The following is a 16061-nucleotide window of genomic DNA, read 5'->3' as shown; positions in this document are numbered from 1 at the left end:
GTTTCGTCGGTTCCGGCCTTGTCGACGAGGCCATAATGGAACCGACGGAGATGGGGGTGCTTTCCGTCGTCGTCGCGTCTTAGACGCGGCGACGCTTGGGCGGACGGCAGCCGTTGTGCGGCATCGGGGTGACGTCACGGATGGTGGTGATCGTCAGGCCGACGGCCTGCAGGGCGCGCAGGGCCGATTCACGGCCGGAACCCGGCCCCGAAACGTTGACTTCCAGCGTCTTCAGGCCGTGCTCCTGGGCCTTCTTGCCGGCGTCTTCCGCCGCCATCTGGGCCGCGTACGGGGTCGACTTGCGCGAACCCTTGAAGCCCATGTGGCCGGCCGACGACCAGGAAATCGCGTTCCCTTGCGCGTCGGTGATGGTCACCATGGTGTTGTTGAAGCTGGCGTTCACGTGGGCGACGCCCGAGGTGATGTTCTTGCGTTCGCGGCGCTTTACGCGACCCGGTTCCTTAGCCATCGGATCAGCCCTTTCTTACTTCTTCTTGCCGGCGATCGGCTTGGCCGGACCCTTGCGGGTGCGGGCGTTGGTGTGCGTGCGCTGACCGCGGACCGGCAGGCCCTTGCGGTGACGCAGGCCACGGTAGCAGGCCAGGTCCATCAGGCGCTTGATGTTCATCGACGTCTCGCGGCGCAGGTCGCCCTCGACGGTGTGATCCTTGTCGATGGTCTCGCGGATCTGCAGGACTTCGGCGTCCGTCAGTTGGTTCACGCGACGCGCCGGCTCGATGCCGACCTTTTCGGTGATGTCCTTGGCGGCGGCGGGGCCGATGCCGTGGATGTACTGAAGCGCGATTTCAACGCGCTTGTTGGTCGGGATATTGACGCCAGCGATACGGGCCACGAAATTCTCCAGATACGCGTTAGTCAGACGCAACAAACGCTCCGGTCAACAGACCAGGAGCGTGGCGCCCTTCGCGGGAAGGCGCCCTTATACAGATGATTCACACGCCGTCAACGGTCGGGACCACGCCTGCGGTGCACAGCCAGCAGTCCTGGTCGCCGATGGGGCTGCCCGGCGGCACGGCCACCGGATGTCGGCGATCCTTCAATATCTGCTCCAGTCGCGCGCGATCCGCCAGCAGCGCGCCCAGCCAGCGGTCGTGCGCCCGCTGCACGGGATCGGCGGCCCGCGCCCCGCGCAGCCGCTCGCCCGTCGCCGACAGTTCTGACTCGATCAAGGCGGCGGCCGTGCCGGACAGGTCGTCGCCGCGCGCCAGCCCCGCCAGCGTCAGCACATAGCGCGCCTGCACCCGCCGCGCGGCCTCGGACGCCCGACCCTGCGCCGAGGCGAAGACGGCGGCGGAGGTCCGCCCCAGCACTTGTCGCAGTCCCAGCGCGCCGGGATCGCGCGCCGTCGCCTCGACCAGGCGATTGACCCGCTCGGGAGCGAACAGCGCCGACAGGGTGACTTCGGCGGCCACGTCCGCCGCCATCCCGGCATCGAACGCCCGGCCCGTCTCGGCGGGGAACAGCTCGATCTGGTGCTGGACGTCCGTGTCGCCGGACTGCTGGGCGGCCAGCAGGTCCAGCAGCGGGACCGGCAGGGTCAGCGCCGTGGGGTCCAGCGTCGCCAGCACCGCCTCCAAAGCCTGGGACTGACGCTCGGCCGACACCGGCGCGGCGCTTTCTCGGCCGTCGCCCGCGATGGGGAAGCCGTAGTCGGTCCCGCCGATCAGCTTGGCGGCCGCCTCCACCTGATAGCGGTGGAACAGATAAATGGGGACCAGGCGGCGTCGCAGGTCGTTCACCGCCGACCCGGCCGGCAGGGCGTTCAGGCCGAAGCGAGACAGGGCGATCCTCCTGACCTGCATCGTGTGATCCAGCGCCTCCACCGGATCGGCCCCGTCATCCCATAGACTGCCCCATGGCTGGCCGTCCGAGGCGCTTCGGGTATCGGCGTCGGACACGAAGCGCAGGCGCGCGGCGCCTTCCCTGGCCTTGCGGTCCAGGGTCGCGGCGTCGGCCGGCGCATACAGCCAGTCGATGGCGAAGTCGTCCCACGCCCCATGCCCACGGCGTAGGCGTCCGAGAAGTCCAATACCTGGTCCGGTCCGATTGCGATGCGCGGGACCGGATAGTCCATGACCGAGGCCCGGTCCTGGGTCGAGGCGGCGAAGTTGTGCATCAGGCCGATGGCGTGGCCGACCTCGTGCGCCGCCAGCTGGCGAATGCGCGCCAGGGCGATCCGCTGGGCGTCGTCCTGGGCGCCGCTTCCGGTCTGGGCCGCTCCGGCCAACCCTTCCAGGATCATCATGTCCTGGCGCACCCGCAGCGAACCAAGCAGGACCGATCCCTTGACGATCTCGCCCGTGCGCGGATCGACCACGCTCTGGCCATAGGACCAACTGCGCGTCGCCCGGTTCACCCAGTTGATGACGTTGTAGCGCGCGTCCATCGGATCGACGCCCTCCGGCAGGACCTCGACGCGATAGGCGTCGATGAAGCCCGCGCGGTCGAACGCCTCGGCCCACCAGGACGCGCCCTCCACCAGGGCCGAGCGGATCGGCTCGGGCGCGGCGCGATCGACATAGAAGACGATGGGCTGCTTGACGGTGGAGCGCGCGGCGGTCGGATCGGTCTTCTCCAGGCGGAAGCGTGCGGCCAGCCGCTGGGCGATGGGCGCATCCAGCGGGGCGGAAAAGTCGTGCACCACCTGGTTCATCGCCCCCGTGCGGGAATCGAAGGGCCGGACCTCGTATCCGGCGTCGGGCAGTCCGACAAAGCTGTGATGCACAGTGAAGCTGACCAGACGGGCGTCGGGCGCGATCCGCGACACCTCGCGCCCCGCCTCGTCCGACGAAAAGGTCAGCACGGCCTCCAGTTCCAGGTTCTCCGGAAACACCCGCGCGGCCGAGGCGTCCACCAGGCTCAGGTCCGCGACAGGCTTGAAGGCGCCCTGCCCCGCCTGCTTCAGCGCGGCCGCGATCCCCGTCGAATCCCACGTCAGGAACTTGCCGATGTCGACCACCACGCCGCCGCGCTCGGTGCGGCGGTCGATCGGGCCGGACCAGACGACCGAACGCAGGAAGGCGTCGCGCGCCGCAGCCTGCTCGTCGCCCGAACCCGTCTCGGCGCGATAGGCGGGATTCTCGTATTCGATCACCACACGGTCGCCCATCCGGCGAAACACCAGGATATGCGTCGGACCGATCTGGGCCCGGTCCAGACCCGTCACCGCCGATCCGACTCCGGTTCTCAGGGTGGTGAAGTGGATCACCCGGGCCATGACGCCGTCCGCGCCCGGCGCAGGCAGTTCGATCTTCACCGCCCCCTTGTCCGCGTCGACGATCAGGGGAAACAGACCGTCCGTCCGCTGTTCCGAAGCCGCCGCCATCGTCGCGGCCGCCATCGCCGGCCCCGTCGCACCCGTCGCCAGCACCAGAGCGAGCGCCGTCGCCGTCATCAGTCCGCGGATCATCGTATAAGCCCCCTCAACAGCCGTTCGGACTGAAGCGGCTCGGCGGGCCTGGTGTCAACGTCAGCGCGGCCGGCCGAAGTCGATGCCCACCGTCACCCTCTGCCCGTCCAGCGGACGGCCGTCCTCGGTCGGAGGCTGGAAGCGGAAGTTGACCACGGCGCACTGTCCGGCCGCGTCGAATCCCAGCCCCGGCGGATCCTCGCTGACCACGCGACAGGCCTCCAGCCGCCGATCCGACCGGATGACGCAGGACAGTTCGGCTCGCCCATAGCGGCTGCGCGCGTTTCGCGGATGGCAGGCCCGGATCTGCGCCAAAGTCGGCCCTGTGATCAGGCGTGGCCCCGTAGAGCCTCGCCCCAGCCCCGCGCCCTCGCCCACGCCGGTGCCCGATCCGGTCCCCTCTCCGCCCTGCCCAAACCCCGGAGAGGGCGAGGGCGCCGGCGCCGCCCCGACGACGATGGGGTCCGGCTCCGGAGCAGGGACGGGCGGCGTCGGAACCGGCGATGGCGGCGGCTGGCGCGGCGGCGGGGGCGGCGTGTGCACGCGCGACGGGGCGGCCGGCGCCCCTCCCCCCGCTTCGGGCGCCGGGGGCTCCGACGACACGGGCGGCGGCGGCGGATCGTACAGCACGACCTCGAACGCCGGCGGCTCCTCCACATTCCGCGGACGCGCCCCTCGCACCTGCCCCAACAGCAGGAACAGCCCGATCTCGGCTGCAGCCACGCCGGCGAATATGGCGAAGGCGCGCCCGCGTCTGCGGGCGCGCCTTGCGGTCATCCTGTCGGGTTCTTCTGTCATCAGGCGATCAAACGCCCGAAACCGGCTTTCAGGCCAGGGCTCCGTCGATGGCCTTGGCGACGGACGCGATGTCGCCCATGCCGTCCACCTCGGTCAGCTTTCCTTGTGCCTCGTAGTAGGGCAGCAGCGGCGCCGTCTGCTTGTTGTAGACGGCCAGTCGATCCTTGAAGGTCTCGGGATTGTCGTCCGGCCGGCCCTGGTCGGCGAAGCGCTTGGCGATGCGTTCGGTCAGGGCGGCGTCGTCGACCTTCAGGCGGACCACGGCGTCGATCTGAGCGCCGCGCTTGGCCAGCATGGCGTCCAGCGCCTCGGCCTGGGCCACGGTGCGGGGGAAGCCGTCGAAGATGGCGCCGCCGGCGGCCTCGGCCTCCGGCAGGCGATCCTCGATCAAGGCGATGACGATCTCGTCGGTGACCAGGTCGCCACGGGCCAGCACATCCTTGACCTTCAGGCCCAGATCCGAGCCGGAGGCGATGGCCGCCCGCAGCATGTCGCCGGTGGAGAGCTGAACCATGCCCTTTTCTTCCACCAGTCGCTTGGCCTGGGTGCCCTTGCCCGCCGCCGGCGGTCCGAACAGAATCAAGTTCACGCGTCAGCCCTCCCCGAGGCCTTGAAGTCTACAATCAGCGACGGACCGGCGCGGGCGCCCCGCGACCGCCACGACCCCGCAGCTTCGCCTTCTTGATCAGCCCCTCGTACTGGTGGGCCAGCAGCTGCGACTGGATCTGGGCGACAGTGTCCATCGTCACCGACACCACGATCAAGATAGACGTTCCGCCGAAGTAGAGGCTGTTGCCCATCTGGGCGACCAGGAATTCGGGCAGCAGGCAGACGGCGGTGATGTAGGCGGCGCCGATCACGGTCAGGCGGGTCAGAACATAGTCCAGATACTCGGCCGTACGCTTGCCTGGACGGATGCCCGGCAGGAAGCCGCCGTACTTGCGCAGGTTCTCGGCCGTGTCCTCCGGGTTGAAGGTGATCGAGGTGTAGAAGAAGCAGAAGAAGATGATCAGCGCGGCGTACAGCGCCATGAACAGCGGCTGGCCGTGCGTCAGCTGCGCCGTCACCAGCGGCAGCCAGCTCATCCACGGCGGAAGGTCGGCGTTGGCCGTCATGGTCGCCACCGTCGTCGGCAGCATCAGCAGCGACGAGGCGAAGATGGGCGGAATGACGCCGGCGGTGTTGACCTTAAGCGGCAGGAACGAGCGTTCGCCTCCCGCCATGCGGTTGCCTTCCTGACGCTTCGGATACTGGATCAGAAGCCGACGCTGGGCGCGTTCCATGAAGACGATGAAGACGACCGTGGCCACCGCCAGCACGGCGATGAACAGCAGGGCGAAGGCGGACATCTGACCTTGTTGGGCCAGGCCCAGCAGGCGCGCCACCGTGGACGGCAGCACCGCCACGATGCCGGCGAAGATGATCAGCGAGATGCCGTTGCCGACGCCACGCGCCGTCACCTGCTCACCCAGCCACATCAGGAACATGGTGCCGCCCGTCAGGGTCACGACCGTCGAGGCGATGAAGAAGATGCCAGGGTTGTCGACCAGGCCGGCCGTGCTGTTCAGGCCCACGGCGATGCCGAACGACTGCGCCAACGCCAGGAACACCGTCAGGTAGCGCGTGTACTGGTTCAGCTGCTTGCGGCCGCTTTCGCCGCCTTCCTTCTTCAGCTTTTCCCAGGGCGGATACACCGTGCCCATCAGTTGCACGATGATGGACGCCGAAATGTAGGGCATCACGTTCAGGGCGAAGATGGCCATGCGCTCGACCGCGCCGCCCGAGAACATGTTGAACATGTCCAGGATGCCGCGCGACTGATCCGGGTTCTGGAAGAACTGCAGGAAGGCCTGGGAGTTGATCCCCGGGATCGGCACATAGGTCCCGATGCGATAGACCAGCAGCGCGCCCAGCGTGAACAGCAGGCGCTTGTGCAGCTCGGTCGCCTTGGCGAACGAGCCCATGTTCATGTTTGCGGCGAGTTGTTCAGCGGCCGAAGCCATTATGCGTCCCCACGACTGACAGAGTCGTCAGATAGGCGGAAAGCGGCGCTCTTGCGAGGCCGCTTCCGTTCTTTCGTCGTCACGATGTACTCAGACCACGGTCGAACGACCGCGACGACGCGGTGATCAGGCCTTGGCGGCGGTGCGCTTGGCGCGGGCCGAGACCTTGTTGGCGTCGCCCTTCGGCGCCTTGGGGGCCGGAGCCTTGCCCTTGGCGGCGTTGCGCTTCTCGACGCGCGCGGCGGCCTTGGCTTCGGCCTCGATGCGTTGCTCGGTCAGCGAACCGCCGGCGGCTTCGATGGCCTTCTTGGCGCCCGACGAGGCCGACCAGACGACCAGGTTCAGCTTGGCCTTCAACTCGCCCGTGCCCAGAACGCGCACGCCATCCTTGGCGCGACGGATCACGCCGGCGGCGACCAGCGCCGCGCCGTTGACTTCAGCCTTGGCGTCCAGCTTGCCGGCGTCGACCGCCTCTTGCAGACGCCACAGGTTCACCTCGGCCAGCTTCAGGGCGTTGGGGTTGTTGAAGCCGCGCTTGGGCATACGCATGTACAGCGGCATCTGGCCGCCTTCGAAGCCCAGCAGGCTGACGCCGGTGCGGGACTTCTGGCCCTTCACGCCGCGGCCGGAGGTCTTGCCCTTGCCCGAGCCGGGGCCGCGGCCCACGCGCATGCGCTTCTTGTGGGCGCCTTCGTTGTCACGGATTTCGTTCAGCTTCATGTGCCTGATCCTTTCGGGTGCTAGCGCCTGGCCGGGGGCCAGACTCGGCGTTGAAAAAATGAAGGGCCGCTTCTAGGCGGCCCCCCGGGAATTTACAAGCAAGCGTATCGCCGAAAAGCGAAACGCCCTCCCCCGACACGGGAGAGGGCGAAACGTCTTACTTTTCGACGATCTCGGTCAGGTGGGCGACCTTGGCGATCATTCCGCGAACCGAGGGGGTGTCCTCCAGCGTGGACTCGCGGCCCATGCGGTTCAGGCCCAGGCCCACCAGGGTGGCGCGCTGGTCGCCCTTGCGGCGGATCGGCGAAGCGATCTGCTTGACGGTGACCGTCTTGGCTTCAGTCTTCTTCGTGGCCATGACTTAGGACTCCACGGCTTCCGGCGCCGAGGCGCCGTCGTTGCGACGGCCCATCAGATCCGCGACCTTCTTGCCGCGCTTGGACGCGACCTGACGGGGCGAGGACTGGACCTTCAGCGCTTCGAACGTCGCGCGGATCATGTTGTAGGGGTTCGACGAGCCGGTCGACTTGCCCACGACGTCCTGGACGCCCAGGGTTTCGAGCACGGCGCGCATCGGACCGCCCGCGATGACGCCGGTCCCGGGAGGGGCGGCGCGCATCATGATCTTGCCGGCGCCCCAACGGCCGTTGCCGTCGTGGTGCAGGGTGCGGTTCTCGCGCAGCGGAACGCGGATCATGGTCTTCTTGGCTTCTTCGGTCGCCTTGCGGATGGCTTCCGGCACTTCGCGCGCCTTGCCGTGACCGAAGCCGACGCGGCCCTTGCCGTCGCCGACGACCATCAGGGCCGCGAACGAGAAGCGACGACCGCCCTTCACGGTGGCGGCGACACGGTTGATGTGCACCAGCTTTTCGACGATGTCCGAATCCGGACCTTCGACGGGCGGGGCGTTGCGGTTGTCGCGACGATTGCGATCGCCGCCGCCGCGTTGGGGTTGTTGCGCCATCTGTCGCGTCCCTTAGAAGTTCAGGCCGGCTTCACGCGCGGCTTCCGCCAGCGCCTTCACCCGTCCGTGATAGATGTACTCGCCACGGTCGAAGACGACGTCCTTGACGCCCTTCTCGATGGCGCGTTCGGCGATCAGCTTGCCGATCGCGGCGGCGGCGGCCGTGTCCGAGCCCTTCTTGCCCTTGCCGCCTTCCAGCGACGAGGCCGAGGCGACGGTCACGCCCTGGGCGTCGTCGATGATCTGGGCCGAGATGTTCTTGTCCGAACGATACACCGACAGACGCAGACGGCCGTTGGCGACAGCCTTCAGGCGGCGACGGGTGCGCTCGGCGCGGCGCTTGGCTTGTTGTCGAAGAGAGAGAGCCATGACTTACTTCTTCTTGCCTTCCTTGCGACGCACGGTCTCGCCGGCGTAGCGCACGCCCTTGCCCTTGTAAGGCTCCGGCGGACGCAGCTTGCGGATGACCGCGGCGACCTGGCCGACGGCCTGCTTGTCCGAGCCCGAGATCTTGATCTCGGTCTGCTTCGGCACGGCGAAGCTGACGCCGGCCGGCGGGTCGATGTCGACTTCGTGCGAGAAGCCGAGTTGCAGCGACAGGGCGTTGCCCTTCATCGCCGCGCGGTAACCCACGCCGACCAGTTCCAGCGACTTCTCGAAGCCCGAGGTGACGCCGGTGACCATGTTGTCGACCAGGGTCCGCGACAGACCCCACATCGCGCGGGCGCGCTGGGTGTCCGACCGCGGGGTCAGCGACAGCTCGTCGCCTTCCTGCTTGATCTCGACTTCTTCCGCGACGGTCCAGGCGCGTTCGCCCTTGGGCCCCTTCACGGTGACGTTCTGGCCGTCGAGCGTGACAGTCACGCCCTTCGGCACGGTGATGGTTTTCTTGCCGATACGGGACATATCAGTAGACCCTGCAGAGGACTTCGCCGCCGACGTTGGCGTCGCGAGCGGAGGCGTCGGACATGACGCCCTTCGAAGTCGAAAGGATCGAGATGCCGAGGCCGTTCTTGACCGGCTTCAGGTCGCCGATCGCCGAATAGACGCGGCGGCCCGGCTTGGACACGCGGCTGATCTCGGCGATGACGGGCTGGCCGTCGAAGTACTTCAGCTCGATCTCGAACTGCGGGAACTCACCCGGGTTCTGAACCAGGTTGTAGCCGCGGATGTAGCCTTCGTCCTGCAGCACGTCGAGGACGCGCTGGCGCAGACGCGAGGCCGGGGTCAGCACCTTGGAACGCTTGCGGGTCGCCGCGTTCTTGATGCGAGCGATCATGTCGCTCAGGGGATCGTTGATCATCATGTCTGTTCGCTCCCCTTACCAGCTCGACTTCGTCAGGCCGGGGATCTGCCCCATGTTGCCCAGTTCACGCAGCGCCACGCGGCTCATCTTGAGCTTGCGGTAATAGGCGCGCGGACGACCCGTCACTTCGCAGCGATTGCGGATGCGGGTCGGCGCGGAGTTGCGCGGCAGGGCCGCCAGCTTCAGGCGCGCGTCGAAGCGCTCCTCCAGCGGCAGGCTCTCGTCGTTCGCGGTCGCCTTCAGGGCGGCGCGCTTTGCGGCATACTTCGCAACCAGGGCCTTGACGGCTTCGTTGCGGTTTACGGCGCTTTTCTTAGCCATTGATCTCTTCCCTTCCCGCTCAGTTCACGAACGGGAACTTGAACTCGACCAGGAGAGCCTTGGCTTCCTCGTCGGTCTTGGCCGTGGTGCAGACGACAATGTCCATGCCCCACATCTGGTCGATCTGGTCGTAGTTGATCTCCGGGAACACGATGTGCTCCTTCAGACCGGTGGCGTAGTTGCCGCGACCGTCGAACGAGGTGCCCTTCAGGCCCCGGAAGTCCTTCACGCGCGGCAGCGCGATCGTGATGAACCGGTCCAGGAACTCGTACATCTGGTCGCCGCGCAGCGTGACCTTGCCGCCGATGACCATGCCTTCGCGCAGCTTGAAGCCGGCGATGGAGTTACGGGCCTTGGTGGCGACGGCCTTCTGGCCGGCGATGGCGGTCAGGTCCTTGAGGGCGGCGTTCGCCTTCTTGGAGTCGGCCACGGCTTCGCCGATGCCCATGTTCAGGACGATCTTGTCCAGCTTGGGCACCTGCATCTCGTTCGTGTAGCCGAACTTTTCCTTCATCACCTGGCGGATGCGCGCCTGGTACTCGCCCTTGAGGCGAGGCGTGTAGGTCTCGGTAGCCATCAGATGACGTCTCCCGTCGTCTTGGCGATGCGGACCTTCTTGTCCCCATCGATCTTGAAGCCGACGCGGCTCGCCTTGCCGTTGGCGTCGGCGATGGCGACGTTCGACAGGTGAAGCGACGCTTCCTTGTTCTTGATGCCGCCTTGCGGGTCAGCCTGGCTCGGGCGCGTGTGGCGCTGAACCATGTTGACGCCTTCGACGACGACGCGGTTTTCGGCGGGCAGAACCTTCAGCACGGCGCCCGTGCGGCCCTTGTCCTTGCCGGTGAGGACGACGACGCGGTCGCCCTTCTTGATCTTGGCGGCCATGGTTACAGGACCTCCGGAGCCAGCGAGATGATCTTCATGTGGTTCTTGGCGCGCAGTTCGCGGGGAACCGGGCCGAAGATCCGCGTGCCGACCGGCTCGTTCTGCTTGTTGACGATGACTGCGGCCGACTTGTCGAAGCGAATGACCGAGCCGTCCTTGCGCTGGATGTCCTTGGCGGTGCGCACGACGATGGCGCGCACGACGTCGCCCTTCTTCACGCGGCCGCGCGGGATGGCTTCCTTGACGGAGGCGACGATGGTGTCGCCGATCGAGGCGTAGCGGCGCTTGGAGCCGCCCAACACCTTGATGCACATGACCCGGCGGGCGCCCGAATTATCGGCCACTTCCAGGTTAGTTTGCATCTGGATCATAAGATCAGATCCTTCTGATTACGAGGCCGAGGCGGGGGAAAGGACTTCCCAACGCTTCAGCTTGGACTTGGGGGCGCACTCGACGATGCGAGCGATGTCGCCGACCTTGAGCGCGTTGGCTTCGTCGTGCGCGTGGTACTTCTTCGAAAGACGCACGGTCTTCTTCAGAACGGGGTGCAGCAGGGTGCGCTCCACCTTCACGACGACGGTCTTCTCGCCCTTGTCGGACACGACCACGCCTTCGAGAATTCGCTTGGGCATCTTCGTTTCCTTACGAGGCCGCACGCTTCTCGCGCAGAAGCGTCGAGATGCGGGCGATGTCCTTGCGCACTTCCGAGACCCGGTGGGTCTTTTCCATCTGGCCGGTGGCGGCCTGGAAGCGCAGGTTGAACTGTTCCTTCTTGAGCTTCAGCAGCTCGTCGGACAGCTGGTCGGCGGTTTGCGACCGGAGATCGGCGATCTTGGTCATTACGCGGCTTGCTCCGTGACGATGCCGGCGTCCAGGCGGGTGACCACCTTGGTGCGGACCGGCAGCTTGGCGGCGCCCAGACGCAGCGCTTCACGCGCCACGTCGTCCGGCACGCCGTCGATTTCGAACATGATGCGGCCCGGAGCGACGCGCGCGGCCCAATGGTCCACGGCGCCCTTGCCCTTGCCCATCCGCACTTCGGCCGGCTTGCCCGTGACGGGCAGGTCGGGGAACACGCGGATCCACACCCGGCCCTGACGCTTCATCTGACGGGTGATCGCGCGGCGGGCCGCTTCGATCTGACGCGCCGTGATGCGCTCGGGCTCCATGGTCTTCAGGCCGTAGGAGCCGAAGTTCAGCGAGAAGCCGCCCTTGGCCGAGCCGTGAATCCGGCCCTTGAAGGCCTTGCGGTACTTGGTCTTCTTCGGTTGCAACATGACTTAGTTCTCACGTCCCCGGTCGCGACGCGGACCGCGGTCGCCACGGGGGCCGCCGCGTTCGCGGCCTTCGTTCGAGGACGGGCCCGAGGCTTCCTGGGCCCAGCGCTTGTCCTGGGCCATCGGATCGTGCTCGAGGACTTCGCCCTTGAAGACCCAGACCTTGATGCCGATGATGCCGTAGGTCGTCTTGGCTTCGTAGAAGCCGTAGTCGATGTCGGCGCGCAGGGTGTGCAGCGGCACGCGGCCTTCGCGGTACCACTCCATACGCGCGATTTCCGCACCGCCCAGACGACCCGAGACGTTCATCCGGATGCCCTTGGCGCCCAGACGCATGGCCGACTGGATCGCGCGCTTCATCGCACGGCGGAAGGCCACGCGGCGCTCCAGCTGCTGAGCGATGTTCTCGGCGATCAGCTGCGCGTCGGTTTCCGGCTTGCGGACTTCGACGATGTTCAGGTGAACCTCGCCTTCGGTCTGGGCCGAGATGTCCTTGCGGAGCTTCTCGATGTCGGCGCCCTTCTTGCCGATCACGACGCCCGGACGGGCGGCGTAGATGGTGATGCGGCACTTCTTGTGCGGGCGCTCGATGATGATGCGCGACACGCCGGCGGCGGCCAGGCGTTCCTTCAGCCACTCGCGCAGCTTCAGGTCCTGGTGCAGCAGGCGGGCGTAGTCGGCGCCGCCGGCGAACCAGCGGCTGTCCCACGTGCGGTTCACGCCGAGGCGCAGACCGATCGGATTGATTTTCTGACCCATCAGGCGGCCTCGCCGGCTTCGCGGACCACGATGGTGATCTCGCTGAACGGTTTCAGGATGCGCGACGAACGGCCGCGAGCACGGCTCGCGAAACGCTTCATCACCAGGTTCTTGCCCACGAAGGCCTCGGCGACGACCAGGTTGTCGATATCGAGGTTGTGGTTGTTCTCGGCGTTCGACACGGCCGAGTACAGGACCTTGCGGACGTCGGTGGCGATGCGCTTGCGGCTGAATTCCAGCTCGTTCAGCGCCTTCTGAACCGGCATGCCGCGGATCGAGGCGGCCACCAGGTTCAGCTTCTGCGGGCTGATGCGGACGTTGACCAGCTTGGCGCGGGCCTCGGTCGCACCGACGCGACGGGTGTTCTTGGTCTGGGCCATCGGTTACTTCCTCTTGGCCTTCTTGTCCGCCGCGTGGCCCGGGAAGTTCCGGGTCGGGGCGAACTCGCCGAACTTCATGCCGACCATCTCTTCCGAGACCGACACGGGAACGTGCTTCTGGCCATTGTGCACGCCGAACGTCAGACCGACGAACTGCGGCAGGATGGTGGAGCGGCGCGACCAGGTCTTGATCACGTCCTTGCGGCCCGACGATTGAACGGCGTCGGCCTTCTTGAGCAGATACCCGTCGACAAACGGGCCTTTCCAGGAGGAGCGGGCCATTCTTAGCGAGCCTTCTTCACGTGACGGCTACGGATGATGAACTTGTCCGTCGCCTTGTTCTTGCGGGTACGAGTGCCCTTGGTGTCCTTGCCCCACGGGGTGACCGGGGTGCGACCGCCAGAGGTCCGGCCTTCACCACCACCGTGCGGGTGGTCGATCGGGTTCATGGCCACGCCGCGGACGTGCGGGCGGAAGCCCATGTGACGCTTGCGGCCGGCCTTGCCGAGGTTCTGGTTCATGTGGTCGGGGTTCGAGACCGCGCCCACCGTGGCGATGCAGCCGTCCAGGACCATGCGCAGCTCGCCCGAGCCGAGACGGATCTGGGCGTAGCCCTGGTCGCGGCCGACCAGCTGGGCGTAGGCGCCGGCCGAACGGGCCAGCTGGGCGCCCTTGCCCGGCTTCATCTCGATGTTGTGGATGATCGTACCCACCGGCATCGAGCGCAGCGGCATGGCGTTGCCCGGCTTCACGTCGACCTTTTCGCCCGCCACGATCGTGTCGCCCGCCTTAAGGCGTTGCGGCGCGATGATGTAGGTCTTTTCGCCGTCCTCGTAGGTCACGAGAGCGATGAACGCCGTGCGGTTCGGGTCGTATTCCAGACGCTCGACCGTGCCGACCGCGTCGAACTTGCGACGCTTGAAGTCGATCTTGCGGTACAGGGTCTTGGCGCCGCCGCCGCGGAAGCGAACGGCCACGCGACCGCCCTGCCCGCGACCGCCCGACTTGGTCAGGCCTTCGGTCAGCGACTTTTCCGGACGGCCCTTGTGGAGCTCGGACCGGTCGACCAGCACGAGGGCGCGGCGGCCCGGCGACGTCGGATTGTAGGTTTTCAAGGCCATCTGATCAGAGCCCCGTGGTGACGTCGATCGACTGGCCTTCGGCCAGCGTCACGATCGCTTTCTTGATGTCGACGCGACGACCGAGGATGCCCCGGAAGCGCTTGGTCTTGCCCTTTTGGACCAGGGTGTTGACCTTGACGACGTTGACCTTGAACAGGCTTTCGACCGCCGCGGCGATCTCGTCCTTGGACGCCGTGTCGGCGACGCGGAAGACGACCTTGTTCTGTTCGGACAGGATCGTGGCCTTCTCGGTGATCACCGGAGCCAGGATCGTGTCGTAGTGCTTGGCGGTAGGTTGAGCGGCCATTACGCGGCTTCCTTGTCGCTGAAGCGGGCTTCGATCGCCTCGACGGCGGCCTTGGTCAGCACCAGCTTGTCGGCCCGCAGGATGTCATAGACGTTCAGGCCGGCGTTCGGCAGCACGTCGATGTGCGGGATGTTGCGGGCGGCCAAGCCGAAGTTGGCGTCGACTTCCGGACCCGCGATGATCAGGGCCTTGGTCCAGCCCAGCTTGCCGAACGTCTCGCGCAGGGCGGCCGTCTTGGCTTCCTTGACCGTCAGGGCGTCGACCACGACCAGCTCGCCGGCCTTGGCCTTGGAGGACAGGGCGTGACGCAGGGCCAGGGCGCGGACCTTCTTGGGGAGGTCGTAGCCGTGGTCACGGACGACCGGGCCGAAGGCGCGCGAACCGCCGACGAACTGCGGCGCACGGCGCGAACCGTGACGAGCGCCGCCGGTGCCCTTCTGCTTGTACATCTTCTTGCCCGTACGAGAATTCTCGTTGCGGGTTTGAACCTTGTGGGTGCCGGCGCGGCGCTTGGCCAGCTGCCAGTTCACGGTGCGGGCCAGCAGGTCGGCGCGGATGTCAGCGATGCCGAAGACGGCGTCCGACAGTTCCACGTCGCCGGCGGCCTTGCCGTCGAGCTTGATGACAGAGAGTTTCATTACGCTTCACCGCCTTCGGTCGCTTCGGCCGGGGCTTCTTCAGCCGGGGTTTCAGCGGGTTGAGCAGCGGCCCCAGAGGACTTGGAAGTCGACTTGACGGCGCCCGGGAACGGGGCGTCGGCCGGACGGGCCTTCTTGATGGCGTCGCGAACCTTGACGTAGGTGCCGTCGTGGCCCGGGACGGCGCCCTTGACCAGGATCAGGCCCCGCTCGGCGTCCACGCGGACGATGGTCAGGTTCTGGGTGGTGACGATTTCCGTGCCGTAGTGGCCGGCCATCTTCTTGCCGGGGAAGGTGCGACCCGGGTCCTGACGGTTACCCGTCGAACCGTGCGAGCGGTGCGACACCGACACGCCGTGGGTGGCGCGCAGACCGCCGAAGTTCCAGCGCTTCATGGCGCCGGCGAAGCCCTTACCGATGGTCTCACCCTGGATGTCGACCTTCTGGCCGACCAGGAAGTGGTCGGCCGACAACTCGGCGCCCACATCCAGCAGAGCGTCCGCATCGACGCGGAACTCGGTGACATAGGCCTTGGGTTCGACCTCGGCCTTCGCGAAAACTTCGCGTTGAGCCTTGGCCGTGTTCTTGGCCTTCTTGACGCCAGCGCCCAGCTGGAGAGCGACGTAGCCGTCACGCTCCTGGGTACGTTGGCCGACGACTTGGCAGCCGTCGAGCTGCAGCACAGTGACCGGAACGTGCGCGCCGTCATCGGCGAACACGCGGGTCATGCCCAGCTTCTTGGCGATCACGCCCGTGCGCATCGGATCCCGCCTCTTTCTTCTTTAGATCTTGATCTCGACGTCCACGCCGGCGGACAGGTCGAGCTTCATGAGCGCGTCCACGGTCTGCGGGGTGGGGTCGACGATGTCGAGCACGCGCTTGTGCGTGCGGATTTCAAACTGCTCACGCGACTTCTTATCGACGTGCGGCGAGCGGTTCACGGTGAACTTCTCGATCAGGGTCGGCAGCGGAATCGGACCGCGAACGGTCGCGCCGGTGCGCTTGGCGGTGTTGACGATCTCGCGCGTCGAGAAATCGAGGACGCGGTGATCAAAGGCCTTGAGCCTGATGCGGATGCTTTGATCCATATCGGTGCTTACTTCCAATGCGGTCGGAGGACCGCGTCCCTGTGAACCATTTCAAAGACCGAAG

General features: G+C 66.7%; 25 protein-coding genes and 2 pseudogenes. All 27 read right to left on the bottom strand.

The window, feature by feature from the left end:
• Window positions 1–79: 79 nt before the first annotated feature.
• The 27 genes and pseudogenes from rpsK to rpsJ all read right to left on the bottom strand — a co-directional run bounded on the left by rpsK (window position 80) and on the right by rpsJ (window position 15997).
• Window positions 80–469: a 30S ribosomal protein S11 gene (gene rpsK, locus B2U11_RS10015; protein WP_054765476.1), complete on the bottom strand. Its 390-nt coding sequence runs from the start codon at window positions 467–469 to the stop codon at window positions 80–82.
• Between the two features lie 15 nt (window positions 470–484).
• Window positions 485–853, bottom strand: a complete 369-nt coding sequence (gene rpsM / locus B2U11_RS10010; protein ID WP_249750406.1) for a 30S ribosomal protein S13 — start codon at window positions 851–853, stop codon at window positions 485–487.
• Between the two features lie 100 nt (window positions 854–953).
• Window positions 954–3130 (bottom strand): annotated as a pseudogene (locus B2U11_RS10005) (zinc-dependent metalloprotease).
• A 360-nt stretch (window positions 3131–3490) separates the two neighbouring features.
• Window positions 3491–4207, bottom strand: a complete 717-nt coding sequence (locus B2U11_RS10000; RefSeq protein WP_292071433.1) for an energy transducer TonB — start codon at window positions 4205–4207, stop codon at window positions 3491–3493.
• 49 nt (window positions 4208–4256) lie between these two features.
• On the bottom strand, window positions 4257–4817 hold the full coding sequence (locus B2U11_RS09995) for an adenylate kinase (RefSeq protein ID WP_292071431.1): 561 nt from the start codon (window positions 4815–4817) through the stop codon (window positions 4257–4259).
• A 34-nt stretch (window positions 4818–4851) separates the two neighbouring features.
• Window positions 4852–6231 (bottom strand): preprotein translocase subunit SecY, encoded by a 1380-nt coding sequence (secY, locus tag B2U11_RS09990; RefSeq protein WP_249750403.1) that lies wholly within the window; start codon window positions 6229–6231, stop codon window positions 4852–4854.
• A gap of 279 nt (window positions 6232–6510) precedes the next feature.
• Window positions 6511–6951 (bottom strand): annotated as a pseudogene (gene rplO / locus B2U11_RS09985) (50S ribosomal protein L15); the annotation flags it as partial.
• 157 nt (window positions 6952–7108) lie between these two features.
• Entirely contained in the window at window positions 7109–7309 is a 201-nt protein-coding gene (rpmD, locus tag B2U11_RS09980) for a 50S ribosomal protein L30 (RefSeq protein WP_292071429.1), read from the bottom strand.
• Window positions 7310–7312: 3 nt separating this feature from the next.
• Window positions 7313–7915: a 30S ribosomal protein S5 gene (gene rpsE / locus B2U11_RS09975; protein WP_249750401.1), complete on the bottom strand. Its 603-nt coding sequence runs from the start codon at window positions 7913–7915 to the stop codon at window positions 7313–7315.
• 12 nt (window positions 7916–7927) lie between these two features.
• Entirely contained in the window at window positions 7928–8284 is a 357-nt protein-coding gene (gene rplR / locus B2U11_RS09970) for a 50S ribosomal protein L18 (protein ID WP_292071428.1), read from the bottom strand.
• Window positions 8285–8287: 3 nt separating this feature from the next.
• Entirely contained in the window at window positions 8288–8821 is a 534-nt protein-coding gene (gene rplF / locus B2U11_RS09965) for a 50S ribosomal protein L6 (protein ID WP_292071427.1), read from the bottom strand.
• A gap of 1 nt (window position 8822) precedes the next feature.
• Window positions 8823–9221: a 30S ribosomal protein S8 gene (gene rpsH, locus B2U11_RS09960; RefSeq protein ID WP_249750398.1), complete on the bottom strand. Its 399-nt coding sequence runs from the start codon at window positions 9219–9221 to the stop codon at window positions 8823–8825.
• 15 nt (window positions 9222–9236) lie between these two features.
• Window positions 9237–9542 (bottom strand): 30S ribosomal protein S14, encoded by a 306-nt coding sequence (gene rpsN / locus B2U11_RS09955; protein WP_249750397.1) that lies wholly within the window; start codon window positions 9540–9542, stop codon window positions 9237–9239.
• Between the two features lie 19 nt (window positions 9543–9561).
• Window positions 9562–10119 (bottom strand): 50S ribosomal protein L5, encoded by a 558-nt coding sequence (rplE, locus tag B2U11_RS09950; protein ID WP_249750396.1) that lies wholly within the window; start codon window positions 10117–10119, stop codon window positions 9562–9564.
• Window positions 10119–10427: a 50S ribosomal protein L24 gene (gene rplX / locus B2U11_RS09945; protein WP_292071426.1), complete on the bottom strand. Its 309-nt coding sequence runs from the start codon at window positions 10425–10427 to the stop codon at window positions 10119–10121. The genes rplE and rplX overlap by 1 nt, the downstream gene beginning before the upstream one ends.
• A gap of 2 nt (window positions 10428–10429) precedes the next feature.
• A complete protein-coding gene (gene rplN / locus B2U11_RS09940; protein ID WP_003164378.1) occupies window positions 10430–10798 on the bottom strand; it encodes a 50S ribosomal protein L14 in 369 nt (122 codons plus the stop codon).
• 18 nt (window positions 10799–10816) lie between these two features.
• On the bottom strand, window positions 10817–11059 hold the full coding sequence (gene rpsQ, locus B2U11_RS09935) for a 30S ribosomal protein S17 (RefSeq protein ID WP_292071425.1): 243 nt from the start codon (window positions 11057–11059) through the stop codon (window positions 10817–10819).
• Between the two features lie 10 nt (window positions 11060–11069).
• Window positions 11070–11267, bottom strand: a complete 198-nt coding sequence (gene rpmC, locus B2U11_RS09930) for a 50S ribosomal protein L29 (protein ID WP_201216417.1) — start codon at window positions 11265–11267, stop codon at window positions 11070–11072.
• Window positions 11267–11704, bottom strand: a complete 438-nt coding sequence (rplP, locus tag B2U11_RS09925; RefSeq protein ID WP_201100518.1) for a 50S ribosomal protein L16 — start codon at window positions 11702–11704, stop codon at window positions 11267–11269. The genes rpmC and rplP overlap by 1 nt, the downstream gene beginning before the upstream one ends.
• A 3-nt stretch (window positions 11705–11707) precedes the next feature.
• The gene (gene rpsC, locus B2U11_RS09920) at window positions 11708–12463 is read right to left on the bottom strand and encodes a 30S ribosomal protein S3 (RefSeq protein ID WP_201216419.1); all 756 of its coding nucleotides are present in this window, start codon (window positions 12461–12463) and stop codon (window positions 11708–11710) included.
• Entirely contained in the window at window positions 12463–12843 is a 381-nt protein-coding gene (gene rplV / locus B2U11_RS09915; protein WP_201216421.1) for a 50S ribosomal protein L22, read from the bottom strand. The genes rpsC and rplV overlap by 1 nt, the downstream gene beginning before the upstream one ends.
• A gap of 3 nt (window positions 12844–12846) precedes the next feature.
• On the bottom strand, window positions 12847–13125 hold the full coding sequence (gene rpsS / locus B2U11_RS09910; protein ID WP_007442184.1) for a 30S ribosomal protein S19: 279 nt from the start codon (window positions 13123–13125) through the stop codon (window positions 12847–12849).
• Between the two features lie 2 nt (window positions 13126–13127).
• Complete coding sequence (rplB, locus tag B2U11_RS09905; RefSeq protein WP_201216424.1) at window positions 13128–13964, bottom strand: 50S ribosomal protein L2; 837 nt, start codon at window positions 13962–13964, stop codon at window positions 13128–13130.
• A gap of 4 nt (window positions 13965–13968) precedes the next feature.
• The gene (locus B2U11_RS09900) at window positions 13969–14271 is read right to left on the bottom strand and encodes a 50S ribosomal protein L23 (RefSeq protein WP_087119318.1); all 303 of its coding nucleotides are present in this window, start codon (window positions 14269–14271) and stop codon (window positions 13969–13971) included.
• Window positions 14271–14909, bottom strand: a complete 639-nt coding sequence (gene rplD / locus B2U11_RS09895) for a 50S ribosomal protein L4 (protein WP_292071424.1) — start codon at window positions 14907–14909, stop codon at window positions 14271–14273. The genes B2U11_RS09900 and rplD overlap by 1 nt, the downstream gene beginning before the upstream one ends.
• Window positions 14909–15670, bottom strand: a complete 762-nt coding sequence (gene rplC, locus B2U11_RS09890; protein WP_292071423.1) for a 50S ribosomal protein L3 — start codon at window positions 15668–15670, stop codon at window positions 14909–14911. The genes rplD and rplC overlap by 1 nt, the downstream gene beginning before the upstream one ends.
• A gap of 21 nt (window positions 15671–15691) precedes the next feature.
• On the bottom strand, window positions 15692–15997 hold the full coding sequence (gene rpsJ, locus B2U11_RS09885) for a 30S ribosomal protein S10 (RefSeq protein ID WP_003164367.1): 306 nt from the start codon (window positions 15995–15997) through the stop codon (window positions 15692–15694).
• Window positions 15998–16061 lie beyond the last annotated feature (64 nt).

Origin of the sequence: Brevundimonas sp. UBA7534 (genome assembly GCF_002479325.1) — a bacterium.
In the GTDB taxonomy this organism is placed as follows: Bacteria; Pseudomonadota; Alphaproteobacteria; order Caulobacterales; family Caulobacteraceae; genus Brevundimonas.
Note: the sequence above shows the minus strand (reverse complement) of the source record. Positions and strands in the feature narration are given on the sequence as shown.

What these genes read in the sequence shown, in the direction of transcription:
- rpsN (WP_249750397.1), bottom strand. Translation starts at nt 9,542, where the DNA reads ATGGCTAAGAAAAGCGCCGTAAACCGCAACGAAGCCGTCAAGGCCCTG.
- B2U11_RS10000 (WP_292071433.1), bottom strand. Translation starts at nt 4,207, where the DNA reads ATGACCGCAAGGCGCGCCCGCAGACGCGGGCGCGCCTTCGCCATATTC.
- rpsS (WP_007442184.1), bottom strand. Translation starts at nt 13,125, where the DNA reads ATGGCCCGCTCCTCCTGGAAAGGCCCGTTTGTCGACGGGTATCTGCTC.
- rplD (WP_292071424.1), bottom strand. Translation starts at nt 14,909, where the DNA reads ATGAAACTCTCTGTCATCAAGCTCGACGGCAAGGCCGCCGGCGACGTG.
- rpsJ (WP_003164367.1), bottom strand. Translation starts at nt 15,997, where the DNA reads ATGGATCAAAGCATCCGCATCAGGCTCAAGGCCTTTGATCACCGCGTC.
- secY (WP_249750403.1), bottom strand. Translation starts at nt 6,231, where the DNA reads ATGGCTTCGGCCGCTGAACAACTCGCCGCAAACATGAACATGGGCTCG.
- rplP (WP_201100518.1), bottom strand. Translation starts at nt 11,704, where the DNA reads ATGTTGCAACCGAAGAAGACCAAGTACCGCAAGGCCTTCAAGGGCCGG.
- B2U11_RS09900 (WP_087119318.1), bottom strand. Translation starts at nt 14,271, where the DNA reads ATGGCCGCTCAACCTACCGCCAAGCACTACGACACGATCCTGGCTCCG.
- rplR (WP_292071428.1), bottom strand. Translation starts at nt 8,284, where the DNA reads ATGGCTCTCTCTCTTCGACAACAAGCCAAGCGCCGCGCCGAGCGCACC.
- rplB (WP_201216424.1), bottom strand. Translation starts at nt 13,964, where the DNA reads ATGGCCTTGAAAACCTACAATCCGACGTCGCCGGGCCGCCGCGCCCTC.
- rplE (WP_249750396.1), bottom strand. Translation starts at nt 10,119, where the DNA reads ATGGCTACCGAGACCTACACGCCTCGCCTCAAGGGCGAGTACCAGGCG.
- rplC (WP_292071423.1), bottom strand. Translation starts at nt 15,670, where the DNA reads ATGCGCACGGGCGTGATCGCCAAGAAGCTGGGCATGACCCGCGTGTTC.
- rplX (WP_292071426.1), bottom strand. Translation starts at nt 10,427, where the DNA reads ATGGCCGCCAAGATCAAGAAGGGCGACCGCGTCGTCGTCCTCACCGGC.
- rpmC (WP_201216417.1), bottom strand. Translation starts at nt 11,267, where the DNA reads ATGACCAAGATCGCCGATCTCCGGTCGCAAACCGCCGACCAGCTGTCC.
- rpsE (WP_249750401.1), bottom strand. Translation starts at nt 7,915, where the DNA reads ATGGCGCAACAACCCCAACGCGGCGGCGGCGATCGCAATCGTCGCGAC.
- rplN (WP_003164378.1), bottom strand. Translation starts at nt 10,798, where the DNA reads ATGATCCAGATGCAAACTAACCTGGAAGTGGCCGATAATTCGGGCGCC.
- rplF (WP_292071427.1), bottom strand. Translation starts at nt 8,821, where the DNA reads ATGTCCCGTATCGGCAAGAAAACCATCACCGTGCCGAAGGGCGTGACT.
- rpmD (WP_292071429.1), bottom strand. Translation starts at nt 7,309, where the DNA reads ATGGCCACGAAGAAGACTGAAGCCAAGACGGTCACCGTCAAGCAGATC.
- rpsQ (WP_292071425.1), bottom strand. Translation starts at nt 11,059, where the DNA reads ATGCCCAAGCGAATTCTCGAAGGCGTGGTCGTGTCCGACAAGGGCGAG.
- rpsH (WP_249750398.1), bottom strand. Translation starts at nt 9,221, where the DNA reads ATGATGATCAACGATCCCCTGAGCGACATGATCGCTCGCATCAAGAAC.
- rpsK (WP_054765476.1), bottom strand. Translation starts at nt 469, where the DNA reads ATGGCTAAGGAACCGGGTCGCGTAAAGCGCCGCGAACGCAAGAACATC.
- rpsC (WP_201216419.1), bottom strand. Translation starts at nt 12,463, where the DNA reads ATGGGTCAGAAAATCAATCCGATCGGTCTGCGCCTCGGCGTGAACCGC.
- rplV (WP_201216421.1), bottom strand. Translation starts at nt 12,843, where the DNA reads ATGGCCCAGACCAAGAACACCCGTCGCGTCGGTGCGACCGAGGCCCGC.